At 70.5% G+C, this 15,925-nt stretch carries 11 protein-coding genes; 4 read left to right on the forward strand and 7 right to left on the reverse strand.

Going from position 1 to position 15,925, the window contains the following annotated elements:
* Positions 1 to 58: 58 nt before the first annotated feature.
* Positions 59 to 1,771 (reverse strand): glycosyl hydrolase family 18 protein, encoded by a 1,713-nt coding sequence (locus tag H9640_RS05520; RefSeq protein ID WP_191789691.1) that lies wholly within the window; start codon positions 1,769 to 1,771, stop codon positions 59 to 61.
* 299 nt (positions 1,772 to 2,070) lie between these two features.
* On the opposite strand from H9640_RS05520, the gene H9640_RS05525 reads away from it, so the two are divergent.
* The gene (locus H9640_RS05525; protein WP_307824243.1) at positions 2,071 to 2,922 is read left to right on the forward strand and encodes an NAD-dependent protein deacetylase; all 852 of its coding nucleotides are present in this window, start codon (positions 2,071 to 2,073) and stop codon (positions 2,920 to 2,922) included.
* 30 nt (positions 2,923 to 2,952) lie between these two features.
* Here the strand turns inward: H9640_RS05525 and H9640_RS05530 are convergent, their stop codons facing one another.
* Both H9640_RS05530 and H9640_RS05535 read right to left on the reverse strand, forming a co-directional pair.
* On the reverse strand, positions 2,953 to 3,798 hold the full coding sequence (locus H9640_RS05530) for an EamA family transporter (RefSeq protein WP_318243666.1): 846 nt from the start codon (positions 3,796 to 3,798) through the stop codon (positions 2,953 to 2,955).
* The gene (locus H9640_RS05535) at positions 3,795 to 6,035 is read right to left on the reverse strand and encodes an alpha-galactosidase (protein WP_191789692.1); all 2,241 of its coding nucleotides are present in this window, start codon (positions 6,033 to 6,035) and stop codon (positions 3,795 to 3,797) included. The genes H9640_RS05530 and H9640_RS05535 overlap by 4 nt, the downstream gene beginning before the upstream one ends.
* A 93-nt stretch (positions 6,036 to 6,128) precedes the next feature.
* Here H9640_RS05535 and H9640_RS05540 point away from each other — a divergent pair, with 93 nt between their 5' ends.
* Positions 6,129 to 7,181: a LacI family DNA-binding transcriptional regulator gene (locus tag H9640_RS05540; RefSeq protein WP_191789693.1), complete on the forward strand. Its 1,053-nt coding sequence runs from the start codon at positions 6,129 to 6,131 to the stop codon at positions 7,179 to 7,181.
* An 11-nt stretch (positions 7,182 to 7,192) separates the two neighbouring features.
* Here the strand turns inward: H9640_RS05540 and H9640_RS05545 are convergent, their stop codons facing one another.
* The 4 genes from H9640_RS05545 to H9640_RS05560 all read right to left on the reverse strand — a co-directional run bounded on the left by H9640_RS05545 (position 7,193) and on the right by H9640_RS05560 (position 12,387).
* Positions 7,193 to 8,968: a glycoside hydrolase family 35 protein gene (locus H9640_RS05545; RefSeq protein WP_191789694.1), complete on the reverse strand. Its 1,776-nt coding sequence runs from the start codon at positions 8,966 to 8,968 to the stop codon at positions 7,193 to 7,195.
* 79 nt (positions 8,969 to 9,047) lie between these two features.
* Positions 9,048 to 10,376, reverse strand: coding sequence for an extracellular solute-binding protein (locus H9640_RS05550; RefSeq protein WP_191789695.1), 1,329 nt, complete (start codon positions 10,374 to 10,376; stop codon positions 9,048 to 9,050).
* 53 nt (positions 10,377 to 10,429) lie between these two features.
* Positions 10,430 to 11,236, reverse strand: coding sequence for a carbohydrate ABC transporter permease (locus H9640_RS05555; protein ID WP_191789776.1), 807 nt, complete (start codon positions 11,234 to 11,236; stop codon positions 10,430 to 10,432).
* Positions 11,237 to 11,370: 134 nt separating this feature from the next.
* On the reverse strand, positions 11,371 to 12,387 hold the full coding sequence (locus tag H9640_RS05560) for a carbohydrate ABC transporter permease (protein WP_191789696.1): 1,017 nt from the start codon (positions 12,385 to 12,387) through the stop codon (positions 11,371 to 11,373).
* Between the two features lie 298 nt (positions 12,388 to 12,685).
* Between H9640_RS05560 and H9640_RS05565 the strand changes: the two genes are divergently transcribed.
* Both H9640_RS05565 and H9640_RS05570 read left to right on the forward strand, forming a co-directional pair.
* Positions 12,686 to 14,764 (forward strand): DUF5054 domain-containing protein, encoded by a 2,079-nt coding sequence (locus tag H9640_RS05565; protein ID WP_191789697.1) that lies wholly within the window; start codon positions 12,686 to 12,688, stop codon positions 14,762 to 14,764.
* Complete coding sequence (locus H9640_RS05570; RefSeq protein ID WP_191789698.1) at positions 14,761 to 15,915, forward strand: metallophosphoesterase family protein; 1,155 nt, start codon at positions 14,761 to 14,763, stop codon at positions 15,913 to 15,915. Before H9640_RS05565 ends, H9640_RS05570 begins: the two co-directional genes overlap by 4 nt.
* The last annotated feature ends 10 nt before the right edge of the window (positions 15,916 to 15,925 follow it).

A 15,925-nucleotide genomic window follows, 5' to 3' on the forward strand; every position in this document is an offset into this window, starting at 1 on the left:
GCATCCGACGGTGCGGCGCCCCTGGCCGTCCCGGACCGACCCGGGACCTTCACGCAGATCAGGCCGAGCAGGGCCGACCGGCGTCCCACGCACCCCAGACGTCGCTCCCGGGCACCTCGCCACGGGTCCACCACTGGGCCGTGTGGTTCACGCCCGCACGCGAGACGACCGCGCCGCCCGAGTACGTGGCCTCGAGCGAGAACGCCGGGGCGCACTTGACGACCTCGACCACGGGGGCCGTGCCGCACGGACCGATCTTCTGCCACGGGCTGCCCGAGGTCGCGGCCGGGGCCGTGCCACGCGTCCACCACTTGGCCTTGTACTCGGCGCCGTCGTGCGAGACGACGTCACCCGACGTGTACACGCCCGAGCCGTACCAGGGGGCGGCGCACTGCGCGCCGACCTGCGGGCCGGGGGTCGACGCGCGCAGCGTCGCACCGAGGGTCGAACCGAGCTCGTTCTTGTAGTCGCCCGTGAGGTCCCACCACATGGCGCCGCCGTAGCCCTGGACCGCGAGCCACTCGGCCTTCGCGTTCACGGACGCCTTGTCGTCGTAGCTCCACCACTGGTCGCCGTCGTAGCGCCACGAGGCGCCGATCGTCGGGTCGAAGTACGCCTTGCCGACCGTGCGCAGCTCGGCGTACGTCTTGGTGCCGATGTAGCCCGCGGCAGGCTTCCAGCCCGCGCTGCCGTCCGCGACGCCGTACCAGCCGTGGCCGTAGGCCGCGAGGCCCGCGTTGAGCTGCTGCGGGTCCGCGCCCGCGTTGACGTACATGCCCATGGCGCCGTCGAGGCCCAGGCCCCAGTTCTCGGTGCCGTCCGGGTGCAGGTTGCCCTGGTGGCCCGTCTTGTTGGGGACCCAGCCGCCGTGGAAGTCGTAGCCCTGGACGTTGAGGAAGTCGACGACCGCGAAGAGCCGCGGGTCAAGCCATCCGCCCTGGCCGGCGTTCCAGCCACCCGCGGGGGCGAAGCCCGTCAGCAGGTAGTCCTGACCGTTCTGGGCGCCCAGCGCGTCGAGCGAGGTGCGGAACTCCTCCATGAGGAGCAGGAAGTTCTCCTTGTCCTCGGGGCGGGCGTTCGCCGTCTCGCCCCCGGTGACCGGCCACTCCCAGTCGATGTCGATGCCGTCGAAGATGCCGGCCGCAGCTCCCGGGCCCCCCTTGTCGCCGATCTGCGGCAGGTTGCCCCGGATGTAGATGTCGAGGCACGAGCTCACGAGCTTCGTCCGCCCCTCGGCCGTGGACGCGGCCTCGGAGAAGTTGTCCGACCAGGTCCAGCCGCCGAGCGACACGAGGATCTTGGTGTCGGGGCTGACGGCCTTGAGCTTGCGGAGCTGGTTGAAGTTGCCCGCGAGCGCCTGGCCGGCCTTGTCGGCCTTCCCGTCCACGGACTGCTTGGCCGGGACGAGGCGCAGGAAGTCGTTCTGCGCGTCGCCCTCTCCGGGCACCTGGTTGATGTCGCACACGAGGTCGGTCGTGACGTTGCCGAACGCGTAGTTGAGGTGGGTCAGGTCCTTGATCGCCCCGGTCGACACGAGGTTCGCGACGTGGAAGTCACGCGTGATCGGGCCGTCGGCCATGAAGTAGCCGACGCTGCGGTAGCCGTTGATGTCGTCAGGGCCTGCGGACGACGAGGTGGTGGCGGGCTTGGCAGAAGCGACGGACTGGGTCGCGGCGGCCTGGGTTGCCGGTGCCACCACGACGGAAGCGGCGAGCACCGCGGCTGCGGCGATCGCCACCGGCGCGAGCCGGCGTCTGGGTGTGTCTTGCATGTGAGGGCCTCGTTGCTCTCCTCCGGGCACGCCCGGAACTTTGTTCGGACGCCTCGCACAGTAGACCCGAAAGAACCCTTTGCCAAGGGTCTTAACCAATACGAGGGCGTGTTGGGTCGAACGCCCCGATTTGCCCCCTGGACGGGCGTCCTACTCGGTGCTTTTCCTCGGTTTGTCGGGTGTCCGCTCCGGCTCGTCGCGAGCTCCCGTGACGCCTCCCGCGCCACCTCCTGCCCGGGACGCCGCACCTCACACCGTTCCTTGTGGAACCCCTCCCGCGGCCGTCGTACGCTCGGATCGTGCCCCCGCAGACCCCCGCGACCCCAGCGACCAGCCCCACGATCGACGACGTCGTCCACCTGCTGCGCGGCAAGCGGCTCACCGCGCTGACGGGCGCGGGCATCTCGACCGACTCCGGCATCCCCGACTACCGCGGGCCCGACTCTCCGCCCCGCAACCCCATGACCTACCAGCAGTTCGTCGGGGACGAGGCGTTCCGCCGCCACTACTGGGCGCGCAACCACGTGGGCTGGCAGCGCGTGCACCGCACGCACCCCAACGCCGGGCACAAGGCCCTGGTCCGGCTCGAGGAGCGCGGCGTCCTCGAAGGGATCATCACGCAGAACGTCGACCTGCTCCACGAGGACGCGGGCTCTCGCAACGTCATCGACCTCCACGGCCGCTACGACCGCGTGATCTGCCTGTCCTGCGCACGCGTCATCTCGCGCGAGCACCTGGCCGACCGGCTCACCGAGCTCAACCCGCACTTCCTCGACAGCATCGGCGACCTCGACGACGTCGAGACCGCGCCCGACGCCGACGCCGTGATCGAGTCGACCGCCCACTTCGTGCCCGCCGCGTGCGAGTTCTGCGGCGGCATGCTCAAGCCGGAGATCGTGTACTTCGGCGAGAACGTGCCACGAGAGCGGGTCGAGCGGGCCTACGCCATGGTCGACGCCGCCGACGCGCTGCTCGTCGCCGGCTCGTCGCTGACCGTCCTGAGCGGGCTCCGGTTCGTCAAGCACGCCGTGAAGACCGACAAGCCCGTCGTCATCGTCAACCGCGGCGCGACCCGGGGAGACCCGCTGGCCACGATCAAGCTCGAAGCCGGTGTCTCCGAGACGCTCGAGGAGCTCGCGGACAGGCTCTGATGTCGCCGGCGGACGAGGGCGTCCGAGCCCTCACGCCCCGAGGCGGATCGCCACGATCCCCGCGACGGCGCAGATCGTCGCCGTGACGCGCCGCACGCTCAACGGTTCGCGGAACACGAAATAGCCGATCGCACCTGCGGCGAGGACGCCTGTCTCACGCAGCGCAGAGACGACCGCGAGCGGCGCGATCGACTGCGCCCAGACGACGATCGTGTAGGCCGCGAGCGAGAGGACGCCACCGAGTGCACCCATCGGGGCGTGCGCGCGCAGTCCCCGGGCGAACTCGCGCTTGTCCCTGGCCAGCACCAGGCAGACGACGGGGATCGAGACCCCCTGGAGCAGGAACAGCCACGCCGCATAGCTGAGCGGCTCCCCCGAGAGGCGTACCCCGACGCCGTCGAGCACCGAGTACGCCGTGATGGTGACGCCGACCACGACCGAGATGAGCGTGCCCGTCGTGCTCGCGCGCCCCTTCGGCGCCCAGGCCAGCGTGAGCAGCGCCAGCGCGACCACCGCGACCCCGCCGAGCTGCGCCGCCGTCATCCGCTCCCCGAGGAACAGCGTCGAGACGAGAGTGACGCCGAGCACGGCGATTCCGCGGGTGAGGGGGTACGCGCTACCGAAGTCCGACGTCGCGTACGCCGCCGTGAGCAGCAGCAGGTAGAGCGTCTGGACGGCGGCCGACACCAGCAGGTAGGGCCACGCGGACGACTCGGGGAGCGGCAGGACCAGGCAGCCGATCCCTCCGACGACGAGGTACACGAGCGCGATCAAGGTCGAGGAGACCAGCCGGGCGGGGATGGCCTTGGCGATCGCGTTCCAGGTGCCGTGCAGCAGCGCGGCCCCGAGGACCACGAGGACGACGGACCCGGTCACCCTGCCGACCCCGGCATGTCTTCACCGGCAGCGTCGGCGACGTCACCGGCAGCGTCGGCGACGCGCCGCGCGCGGATCAGGACGGCCTGCTCGGGCCGGAGCGCGGGCATGACCACGCCGACCGTGGCGAGGACCGCCCCGCTCAGCGTGACCGCCCCGCCCGCCCACCACGGCGCCGGGTCGGCACCGTCGGGGAGGCCTCCGACGAGAACTGGCTCGACGCGGTAGGTCCCGCCACGCTCGAGCCCGGGGAGCCGGACACGTCCTGGGCTCGCCACCGCGGCACGCGTGAGGGACACGTACGAGTACACCGCCTCCGCCCCGTCCGGGGCCACGACGCCGTGGAGGGTGAGCGAGGTGTCCGGGTGGTCGAGGCGCACGACCTCACCACCGTGCAGCAGCGCACGGTGCTCCTTGTAGAAGGCGATCCACCCGGCGAGCTCGGCACTCTCCGCGGCGCTCGCCGCTCGCAGGTCCCACTCCACGCCGAGATGCCCGAACAGGGCGGTGATCGCGCGGAACGACAGGGACTGGACCCGCCCGGTCGTGTGCGAGGCGCCCGACGCGACGTGCGCCCCGATCATCTCGGGCGGCACGAGCTGACCCGTCCACCGGTTGATCTGCTGGCGCTCGAGGGGGTCGTTGTCGTCGGACGCCCAGACGCGGTCGGTGCGTTCGAGGACACCGAGGTCGACCCGGCCGCCCCCCGAGGAGCACGACTCGATCTCGAGACCCGGGTAGCGCGACCTCAGCTCGTCGACGAGCCGGTAGAAGGCGAGCGTCTGCTCGTGCACGCCAGGGCGGCCGTCGGGTCCCGATCCCGCGTCGACCAGGTCGCGGTTGTGGTCCCACTTGATGTACGCGATGTCGTACTCGTCGAGGATCGCGCACATGGCGTCACGGACGTGGGCGTAGCACTCGGGGATCCCGAGGTCGAGGACCTGCTGGTGGCGTGACTCGACGGGCAGGCGTCCGCCCGTCGCCATGATCCACTCCGGGTGTGCGCGCGCGAGCTCGGAGTCGACGTTGATCATCTCGGGCTCGAACCACAGCCCGAACTGCAGGCCCAGCCCTCGCACGTGATCGACGAGCGGGTGCAGCCCCTCGGGCCAGACGTCCGGCGAGACGAACCAGTCGCCCAGACCGGCACGGTCGTTGCGCCGGCCTCCGAACCAGCCGTCGTCGAGCACGAATCGCTCGACGCCGAGCTCTGCCGCACGATCGGCGAGGTCTCGCAGGGTGTCGACGTCGTGGTCGAAGTAGACGGCCTCCCACACGTTGAGCGTGACGGGGCGGGGCGTGCGAGGGTGCTGCGGGCGGGCGCGCAGGTGCCGGTGCATGCGCCGCGCGGCGTCGTCCAGGCCGGCTCCGTAGATGCCGTAGACCCACGGGCTCGTGTACCGCTCCCCCCGGGCGAGGCGCACCTCTCCGGGCAGCAGCAGCTCGCCGCCACCGATCAGCTGTTCGCCGCTCAGGACCCGCTCGACCTGGTGGACGTGGTTGCCGGACCACCCGGTGTGCACCCCCCAGACCTCACCGTGACCGAAGCCGAACCCGGGCGTGCCGACCGAGAGCACGGTCGCCGCGTCGAGCCCGGTACGACCGCGTCGACCTTCTCGACGATGGGTCCCGACCGTCACCGTGCTGCGTTGCGGTGCACGTTCGCCGCCCCACCGACCGGCCAGGTCGAGGATCTCGCTCGCCACGGGCGGGGTGGGCATGCTGAGCAGGACCTGGTCGAGCTGGTAGGGGCTGTCCCCCGTGTTCTCGACCTCGGCGCGCAGGCGCGCGACCCCCGCGACCGACAGCTCGACGGTGAGGGTCAGTCTCAGCTCGGCGGCGTCGTCGACGGCGTTCACGACGAGCGCACCACTCCCCTGCTCGACGAGACGAGGAGCCGTCGGTGCGAGCAGCTCGCGCCCGTCGAGCAGCGCCGACGTCGTGCGCCAGAGCGGCGACCAGGCCGCGCCCGCCCGGGACCCGCTGACTCCTGGGGTGCCCATCCAACCGCGCGCGTGCTCCGGCAGGATCGCGATCCGCACCGGGACGTCGACCTCGCTCGCACCGACGGGCAGGACCGCGGTCTGCCACAGCGCGTCGAAGGCTTCCTCGTCGAGCGGCCCCGGGTCTGCACCCCAGTGCACGATCGAGGGCAGGGCGCCGTCTGCGAGGTCCAGCGCGAGCATGACTCCACCGGAGCGCAGGATCAGGCCGAGGAGTGGTTGCTGGGTGGTCATCGGGGACCTTTCCGTGGGTGGGTGGTGCGGTCGGCGCCCGTCTCGATACCGCACGGGACGGAGCGAGCGGGATCCGCTAGTGTTTGCGTCATCATGAGGCCCTCATCGAACACACCGTCCGGAGCCGACTCTCCTGCCCGGCCCCGCGCCTCGATCAACGACGTCGCGAAGCATGCCGGTGTCTCCGCGCAGACCGTCTCGCGCGTCGCGAACGGACAGACGAACGTCAGACCGGCGACCCGTGAGCGGGTGCAGGCGTCGATGCGGGCCCTCGGATACCGGCCCAACAGCGCGGCACGCAACCTGAAGTCGGGCCGGTTCCGCAGCATCGGGTTCGTCACCTTCAACCTCGCCACGCTCGGCACCGAGCGCACGCTCAACGCCATCGCCGAGGCCTCCGAGGCCGCCGGGTACACGACCACGCTGCTGCCGGTCAAGGATCCGACGCAGATCGACGTCGCGGGCGCCTTCAGCCGGCTCGAGGAGCAGGCCGTCGACGGCATCATCCTCGTGATGTCGGCCAAGATCGACTCGCTCGACGAGCTCAAGCTCACGGCCGGCCTGCCCCTGGTGATCGTCGACTCCGACGCCAACCTTCCCTACACGATCGTCGACACCGACCAGGAGCAGGGCGCCCAGATCGCGCTGCAGCACCTGCTCGACCTCGGGCACCGCGACATCGTGCACATCTCCGGCCCCTCGACCTCCTTCTCGGCCAAGCGCCGAGCCGCGGCCTACCGCCAGATCATGTTCGACGCCGGGCTCCCCGCCCACCCGGTCCTCGTCGGTGACTGGACGGCGAGCTCGGGGCTCGCGCTCACGCGCGAGCTCCTCGCCTCCGCGCAGCCACCGACCGCGGTGTTCGCCGCCAACGACCAGATGGCGCTCGGCGCGATGCACGCGATCCACGAGCACGGCTGGAGCGTTCCTGCCGACGTCAGCGTGGTCGGCTTCGACGACACCGACGACGCGGCGTCGTACTGGCCGGCGCTCACCACCGTGCACCAGAACTTCGACGCCGTGGGCCGGCACGCGACGAGGCTCCTGCTCTCGATCATCGACGGCGAACCGAGCGAGACGCAGAAGATCCTGATCCCGACCCGGCTCGTCGTCCGCGAGAGCACCGGCCCCGTGCGCCGCGCCTAGCACCGAGAGGGTCATGCCTCGGTCGGTCCCAGCTCGGGACGCGCGACGAACTGCGCGGTGGCCGACGCGGCACCGATCGTCTCGAAGACCAGCACCTCGTTCTCCCCGGCCCTGGTCACGGGCGCAGGCACGTACGAGGTGCGCTGCGGACCCCGGCTCCAGTAGCGGCCCAGGTTGACGCCGTTCACCCACAGGACGCCCTTTCCCCAACCTCGCAGGTCGAGGTGGAGGTCGGCGGCCTCGTCCAGCACGAACGAACCGCGGGCGAACGCGGGTCCGCAGACCGCCGGGCTCGGCGCGCCGATGACGACGTCCCCTCCGTCGTCGGCGCGCGACAGCGCGTCCCGGATCGGCTCGAGATCCTCGAGACGCACGCCCCCTGCGACCCAGGTGGTGATCTCCACGCCGTCGAGGGTGACCGGACCGATCAGGCCCTTCGCCTCGCCGAGCCGTGGCCCGTAGTTCACGCCGCCGAGATTCTCGACGAGGACGGTGAGCTCGCCGCTGGCACGGCTCGGCAGAGGCAGCATCCGCTCGTGGAGCTCACGGTCGAGCGTCCCGACGAGCGCGCCGTCGAGGAAGACCTGGGCACGGTCCCGCACCTCGGAGAACGTGAGGAGCCCCCCGTGCTCGACCGTCGTCGAGTAGCAGGTGAAGCCCCGGGTCGAGCCGAGCTCGGTCGCGTCGGGAAGGTGGTCGAACGGCTGCGCGTCGATCACCGGGACCGACCGCAGCGGCGCGCTCTGGTCGAAGCGGACACCGAGCACCGGAGCATCGCGCCGGACCTCGGGACGCTCCTCGGGCACGGGCGCGTACCTCGCGATCACCTCGCGAAGACGCCAGTACTTCTCGGTCGGGGTGCCGTCCTCGGCGAGCGGCGCGTCGTAGTCGTACGAGGTCACGATGGGCCGATAGGTGCCCTTGTCGTTGGCGCCGTTCGTGAACCCGAAGTTCGTGCCGCCGTGGAACATGTAGACGTTCACGGAGGCCCCCGCCGCGAGCATCTCGTCGAGCTCGCGTGCCGACTCCTCGGCGGACGACGTGTGGTGGATCTCGCCCCAGCTGTCGAACCAACCGCACCAGAACTCCGAGCACATCAACGGCCCCGTGGGCTGGTGCCGGCGCAGGGTGGCGAGCCGCTCGGTCGCCCGCGAACCGAACGAGGCGGTCCGGTGCAGCTCGTCGAGGCTGCCGTTGGCGAGCATCTCGTCGCTCGGCTGGTCGACCGTGGTCAGCGGCACGTCGATCCCGAGGTCGCGGGTCATCGACGTCAGACGCCGCAGGTACTCCCGGTCGGCGCCGTACGCGCCGTACTCGTTCTCGATCTGCACGAGGACGACAGGTCCGCCGTGCTGGATCTGGCGCGGCCGGACGATCGCGTAGACCTCTTCGAGGTACTCGGCGATGGCCTCGAGGTACGCCGGATCGCTCGAACGCAGCTTGATCGTCGGGTCTGCGACGAGCCACCCGGGGAGCCCGCCGTCGTGCCACTCGGCGCAGATGTACGGACCCGGACGCACGATGGCGCGCATGCCCTCGGCGTGCACGAGGTCGAGGAAGCGGCCCAGGTCCAGCAGGCCGTCGGTCCGGAACTCGCCCCGTACCGGCGCGTGCTCGTTCCACGGCACGTACGTCTCGATCGTGTTGAGTCCCATGAGACGCGCCTTGCGGATCCGGTCGCTCCACTGGTCCTGGTGCACGCGGAAGTAGTGCAGGGCACCCGAGAGGATCCGGAAGGGCGCGGCGTCGAGAAGGAAGTCGGTCTCGCCGACGGCGAAGCTGGGCATGCATCGTCCTGTAGGTCGTGGGATGGTCCGCGGGGCGGCCACCGTGACGGCGGCTGCCCCGCGGGTTGGTGCGAGGCTGCTACTTGTTGACGCTGAAGCCCTGCTCGTTGCCGAACGCGACGAGCGTGTCCTGCCACTCGAGGAGCGCTGCGTTCAGGTCACCGTTCGATCCGAGCGCCTTGCCGACCGAGTCGCCGAAGACGTTGTTGGCGTACCCCTGGTACGGCAGGTACTGCCAGTCGGCGACGACCGAGGCCGCAGATGCCGCACCGACCTGGTTGGCGGGCTGGCCCGCGTACGGCTCGAACGGGTGGTCGAGGAACTCGGGGTCGGCGAGGTCCGCGACGGTCGACGGGAAGCCCGTCGAGTTCAGCAGCGCACGCCCGTCACCCTCGGCGAGGTACTTGAGGACGCCCGCTGCGGCCGCCTTGTTCGCACTCTGCTCCGTGACCGCGAGGCCGCTGCCACCGTTCTCCGCGGAGGCCGGCTCGCCGTCCCACGTCGGCATCGGGGCGACGCGCCACTTGCCCGCGGGGCCGTAGTCGTCCATCCCGCTGATCATCCAGGAGCCCATGAAGAGCGTGCCCAGCTTGTCCTGGGTCAGCGCCTTGGACCACTCGTCCGACCAGGTCGAGAGGCCGGAGAGCTCTCCGGCGGTGAGCCGCTCGCCCCAGAAGTCCGCGAACTTCTTCGTGCCGTCGTCCTGCAGGTCGATCGTGACGTTCTCGCCGTCGGTCCGGAACGGCTGCCCGCCCGACGCCCAGATCATGCTGGTGAAGAAGCCCGCGTCACCGCTGTTCGCGATGTAGGCCTCGGGGTCCGCTGCGTGGATCGCCTGCGACGCCGCCGCGAACTCGTCCCAGGTCGCCGGGGCCTCGGTCACGCCCGCCTTGTCGTACATGTCCTTGTTGTAGATCATGACCATCGGGCCGGAGTCCATGGGCAGCGCGACGAGCTTGTCCTGCACGTTCACGGCGTTCCACGTCGAGGCCGTGAACGCGTCCTGGTAGGTCTCGAGGCCGTAGCCGTTCAGGTCGGCGAGCGCCTTGCCGAGGGTCAGCTGCGGCAGGGTCTGGTACTCGACCGGCACGAGGTCGGGCGCGCCCTTGCCCGCCTTGATCGCGTTCTGCAGCTTGGTGACCACGGCGTCCGGGTTCTCGAGCTTGACGACGTCGAACGTGACGTTCGGGTACTCCTTCGAGATGCCGTCCGCGATCACCTGCGTGTCGTCCGACCAGGTCCACCACGTGAGCGTGACGTCTTCCTTGAGCGCCGCGTCCGTGTCGGTCGAGCCGCTGTCGGTCCCGGCGGTCCCGCTGCCGCAGCCCGCGAGCACGCCGGCGAGCAGGGCACCGGTGCCGACGACGGCACCGAGGCGCCCCCACCGGCGAGTGGAGATTCTCTTCATCGAGGTAGTTCCTTTGCGGTTGGTGTTCGATCTCTGGTACCGGATGAACCGGACTACTTGACGCTCCCGGCGGTCAGCCCTGACTGCCAGTAGCGCTGCAGGTAGAGGAAGGCCGCCGAGATGGGGATGACGGTCAGCAGCGATCCCGTGATGACGAGATGAGGGATGGCCTGGCCCCCGATCGAGCTCGACTGCGCCGACCACTGCGCCAGTCCGACCGGGAGCGGGTACCACTGCGCGTCGCTCAGCATGATGAGCGGCAGGAAGTAGTTGTTCCACGTCGCGACGACCGCGAACATGAGCACCGTGATCAGTGCCGGCGCGAGCTGCCGCAACGCGATCACGAAGAAGATGCGGATCTCTCCGGCGCCGTCGAGGCGTGCCGCCTCGAGCAGCTCGTCGGGGATCGCGTCGCGGGCGTACACCCAGACGAGATAGAGGCCGAACGCGCTCACCATCGCCGGGATGATCACCGACCAGGGCGTGTTCGTCAGTCCGAGTCCGCTGAAGAGCAGGAACTGCGGGACCGCGAGCGCCGTGCCGGGGATGGCCATCGCGCCCAGGATGATCGCGAAGACCCACTTGCGGCCAGGGAACTTGTACTTCGCCAGCCCGTACCCCGCGAGGGTGGCGAGCAGAGTTGCTCCCCCGGCGCCGACGACGACATAGAACAGCGTGTTCGTGAGCCAGCGCAGGAAGATGCCGTCCTGGTACGTGAACGTGTCGGCGACGTTCTGGAAGAGCGAGAACTCGCCGCTGAACCAGAACGCGAAGGAGCTGTAGAGCGAGTCCATCGTCTTCGTCGAGTTCACCACGAGCCACCACAGCGGTACGAGGCAGTAGAGCATCATCAGCGTCATGAGGAGGCCGAGCAGGAGGGAGGGTCGCTTGTGTCGCGGCTTCGCTCGCGCGCCGCGCGCCGCGCCCCCCGGCAGGCGACCGCTCGCGAGACGGCTCGGCGTGCGGACCGACCGGCGTCCGGTGCCGACGGCGCTCACGCCCCGGCCCCCTTCTTCTCGCCGCCGAGCTGGACGAGGTAGGCCACTACCATGGTGATGACTCCCGAGATGATGGCGATCGCTGCCGCGTAGTTGAACTGCGAGCCGGCGAACGACAGGTTGAAGGCATAGAGGTTCGGCGTGTAGTACGACGGGATCGAGTTCGGCGCGAGGGTCTGCAGGATCGACGGCTCGTTGAAGAGCTGGAAGCTGCCGATCACCGAGAAGACCGTGGCGATGACCAGCGCCCCCCGGATCGACGGGAGCTTGATCGAGAAGATCGTGCGGAACGTCCCGGCGCCGTCGATCTCGGCGGCCTCGTAGAGCTCCTGGGGCACCGACTTCAGCGCGGAGAAGAAGATGAGCATGTTGTAGCCCACGAACTCCCACGTCACGATGTTGCCGATCGAGACCAGGATCAGGTTCGAGGCCAGCGGTGACGGCAGCTCCACCCCGAAGAAGTGGTTCAGGTCGGCGACGAGGCCGAACTGCGAGCCGTACATGTACCCCCAGATCATGACCGCGACGACCCCGGGGACGGCGTAGGGCAGGAAGATCGACAGCCGGTAGAACGGCACCCATCGCAGGCGCGCGCTGTCGAGCGCGAGAGCCGCGAACAGAGCCAGCAGGAGCATGATCGGGACCTGCACGAGGAGGAAGGTCGCGACCCTTGCCATGGCCCCCCAGAACTTCGGGTCGGCCAAGGCCTGCGCGTAGTTCGCCACTCCGACGAAGGAGTTGCCGCCCATGAGCGTCTCGCGGAAGAGGCTGAGGTAGATCGCGTAGAACAACGGCGCGAGGAAGACGAGCGCGAAGACGAGCATGAACGGCCCGACGAACCACCAGCCCGCCCAGTCGCGGCGGATGCGGCGCCGAGGGGGTGACGCGGTTCCCGTCGCGGGGACTCGCGCGAGGACCGCGGGCGCCCCGCCGGCCGACGGCTCGACCGATGGGTGCTCGACAGCGATGCGCGGCCTGCTGCCCGCCTCGTGAACTGATGACTTCTTCGACATTCGCGACCGCACTCCTTCGTGGGTGTTTGCGTTCCCAGCACGATATAAGCAACGATGATGTTTACGCAAACAGCCTGGAGCTACCGCACGTCACGAAGGAGTAACGAATGCTGGCGACAGACCCTGAGGACCCGGTCACGAGGCCTGGGCGGGCGCACCCGGGAGCGCGTCCGCGGACCGACGACGTGGGGCAGGCGGCGGCCCACCCCGCGCGCCCGGCACGCCTCGCCCAGCGAGCGCGTCGGCGCCGAGCCCTCGACCGCCCCCTCCCCTCCGACACCGCCGTCTGGATGCACTCATGATCACCACCGTCCATGTCGTCTTCAAGACACACCTCGACCTGGGGTTCACCGACACCGCCGCGAACGTCACCGACCGGTACGTCCACGAGTACCTGCCGCGCGCCATCGCGCTGGCCGAGGAGCTCGAACGCCGGGGTGGCCCGGCTCGGTTCGTGTGGACCACGGGTTCCTGGCTGATCCACGAGGCGCTCCGCCTCGGCGACCCCACGGAACGCGCGGCCCTGGAACGAGCGATCCGAGCCGGTCAGGTGACCTGGCACGGGCTGCCGATGACCACCCACACCGAGCTCATGGACGCCGGCCTCGTCGAGCACGGCATCGGGATCGGCCGCTCGCTCGACGCGCGCTTCGACCACCGGACGCGGGCGGCGAAGATGACGGACGTCCCGGGTCACACGATCGGGCTCGTGCCCTTCCTGGCCCGGGCGGGGCTCGACTTCCTGCACCTCGGCGTCAACGGCGCCTCGGCCGTGCCCGAGGTTCCCGAGTTCTTCGTCTGGCGCGCCCCCGACGGCAGCGAGGTGGTCGTCAACTACGCGCAGAGCTACGGGGCGACCGAGCTCGGCGTGGCCGTGGTGCCCGGGGGCACGCACGCCCTGCACCTCGCGCACACGGGAGACAACTTCGGTCCCCCGCCCGTCGACGAGGTCGAGGCGCTGTTCGCCGACCTCCAGGCCGCGCACCCAGGTGCTCGGGTGATCGCGTCGACGCTCGACGCGTTCAGCCGGGAGGCGGTCGCCGCACGGACGAGCCTGCCCGTGCTCGAGCAGGAGATCGGCGACTCCTGGATCCACGGCGTCGCGAGCGACCCGGTGCAGACCGCACGGTTGCGGGCGCTGCTGCGCCTGCGCACCGAGTGGGTCGCCTCCGGCGCGCTCGTGCCCGGAACGGTCGAGTGCGACGCCTTCAGCGACGGTCTGCTGCTCGTGCCCGAGCACACGTGGGGCGAGGACCTCAAGACCTACCTCCCCGACTACGTGAACTACGAGAAGACCGACTTCGAGCGCGCCCGCGCGGCCGACGTCGTCGACCCGGCGGCGAACCCTGCGGCGTTCGACGAGTACGCCTGGGCGCACACCGAGCACCCAAGCGCTCAGGGCCTCGGGTACGCGGCGTTCGAGCGTTCCTGGGCCGAGCAGCGTTCCCACGTCGACCGCGCGCTCGCGGCGCTCTCCCCCGGTCTCCGCGCCGAGGCCGAGGCGGCGATCGCCGAGACCCGTCCTGCCAGCGGCGCAGGGACGACGGGGACTCCCGTCGTCCTCGACGGTGAGCTGCAGGTCGGCGCCTACCGCGTGCGCGTCGGCGACGACGGCGCGCTCGTCTCGTTGGTCGACGCCGACGGCACGCAGTGGGCAGGGCCCGAGCATCCTCTCGGCGCCTACCGCTACGAGACGTTCGACGAGCGCGACGAGGCCCGCTGGATGAGCGAGTACTGCCGTGACCTCGACGAGAACGCCTGCTGGGCGGTGCCGGACCAGTCGAAGCCCGGTCTCGCGATCGCCGATCGTCTCCCGGCCACGACCTTCGCGCCCCGCCTCGTGGCCGCAGAGCGCCGGACCGACGGGACCGACACGGTCCTGTCCCTGCGGCTCGCACTGCCCGACGTCGCGTGCGAGACCTGGGGAGGGCCACGGGCCATCCGGCTGAGCTACCGCTTCCCGGACGCCCCGGGACCGATCGCGGTCACCCTCGACCTCCGCGGCAAGGACGCCTCCCGTCTCCCCGAGGCGAGCTGGCTGGGCTTCCGTCCGCGCACCGAGCCCGGTGACTGGCGTCTGACCAAGATCGGCACGCCCGTCGACCCGCGGTCGGTCGTGCGCAACGGCAACCGCAGCATGCACGCGGTCGACGCGGTCGTGCACACCGCGGCGCGGACGTTCTCGCTGCGCCCGCTCGACGCGGCGCTCGTCGCGGTCGGTCGCCCCGCGCTCCTACGCTTCGACAACACCGTCCCCGATCCGGAGAAAGGCCTCCATGTGAACCTGCACAACAACGTCTGGGGAACGAACTTCACGATGTGGTTCGACGACGACCTGCGTTTCCGGTTCGTGCTCGCCCTCGGGGGTGCGCGATGACCGCGACGACCACGACCACCCATGAGACCCAGATGACCGGCGCGCTCGTGACGAGCCCTCCCGTCGTGATGGCTCCACGCCCCGACGGGTTCGAGGTCGTCTGGGGGGTGAGCAGGCTGTCCCGTGGCTGGGTCGAGTGGGAGGCTGCCGACGGCTCGCGCGGCACCGTCTCGGGCGACGCGTTCGGCATGGTGCCCCAGGGGGCCCGGGTGCTGCGCGTGCGGGTCGACGGCCTGCCGCACGGCTCGACCCTGCGCGTCAGGACCGTCACCGAGGCCGTCGACGCCTCGTCCCCTCGGCACGAGAGCGCCTGGAAATCGGTGCGCACGCTCGACGGTGCGTCCGAGGACGCGCGCTTCGCGGTGTGGAACGACACCCACCAGCGCGACGACACCCTGAGGGCGCTGCACGAGGCGACCCCCGAGGTCGACGTGCTCGTCTGGAACGGCGACCTCTGCAACGACTGGACGGACCCGGCGGAGTTCGCCACGACCGTCCTGAACCCTGCGGGCCTGGACGTGAGCGACGGCCGGCCTCTCGCGATCGTCGTGGGCAACCACGACGTGCGCGGCACGTGGGCGTACCAGCTCGAGGACTTCGTCGCCACGCCGGAGGGGCGGCCGTTCACGGCGTACCGCGTCGGGCCGGTCGCGTGCATCGTGCTGCACACGGGCGAGGACAAGCCCGACGACCACCCGACGTTCGAGGGCCGCGTCGCGTTCGAGCCGCTGCGCGCCGAGCAGGCACGGTGGCTGCGTGAGGTCACGGCGCGTCCCGAGATCGCGGACGCCCCCTACCGTGTGGTCTTCTGCCACATCCCGCTGCGGTGGATCGACGAGACCGTCGTCGACTACGACGCCGACGGCTACGACTGGTTCAGCCGCAGGAGCCGCGACGCGTGGCACGACACGCTCGTCGAGTGGGGGGCCCAGGTGATCGTGTCGGGGCACACGCACTACCAGGCCTCGCTCCCCGCGACCGAGGAGTTCCCGTACGCGCAGCTCATCAGCGGCGGGCCGGATGCCGAGACGACCTCCGACGAGGCCGCCGCGTGGATCGACGGCTCGGCGTCGGCCGACGAGCTCGTGCTCACCATGCGCGACCTCGCCGGCACGGTGCTGCACGAGGTCCGTCTGCCGCCGCTCACCTGACGACGAGACG

The sequence above is a fragment of the Oerskovia gallyi genome, assembly GCF_014836745.1.
Lineage (GTDB): Bacteria > Actinomycetota > Actinomycetes > Actinomycetales > Cellulomonadaceae > Oerskovia > Oerskovia paurometabola.

Excerpts from the sequence above, each read along its gene's own strand:
- H9640_RS05520 (WP_191789691.1), bottom strand. The coding sequence starts at position 1,771 with ATGCAAGACACACCCAGACGCCGGCTCGCGCCGGTGGCGATCGCCGCA.
- H9640_RS05535 (WP_191789692.1), bottom strand. The coding sequence starts at position 6,035 with ATGACCACCCAGCAACCACTCCTCGGCCTGATCCTGCGCTCCGGTGGA.
- H9640_RS05540 (WP_191789693.1), top strand. The coding sequence starts at position 6,129 with ATGAGGCCCTCATCGAACACACCGTCCGGAGCCGACTCTCCTGCCCGG.
- H9640_RS05545 (WP_191789694.1), bottom strand. The coding sequence starts at position 8,968 with ATGCCCAGCTTCGCCGTCGGCGAGACCGACTTCCTTCTCGACGCCGCG.
- H9640_RS05550 (WP_191789695.1), bottom strand. The coding sequence starts at position 10,376 with ATGAAGAGAATCTCCACTCGCCGGTGGGGGCGCCTCGGTGCCGTCGTC.
- H9640_RS05555 (WP_191789776.1), bottom strand. The coding sequence starts at position 11,236 with ATGACGCTGATGATGCTCTACTGCCTCGTACCGCTGTGGTGGCTCGTG.
- H9640_RS05560 (WP_191789696.1), bottom strand. The coding sequence starts at position 12,387 with ATGTCGAAGAAGTCATCAGTTCACGAGGCGGGCAGCAGGCCGCGCATC.
- H9640_RS05565 (WP_191789697.1), top strand. The coding sequence starts at position 12,686 with ATGATCACCACCGTCCATGTCGTCTTCAAGACACACCTCGACCTGGGG.
- H9640_RS05570 (WP_191789698.1), top strand. The coding sequence starts at position 14,761 with ATGACCGCGACGACCACGACCACCCATGAGACCCAGATGACCGGCGCG.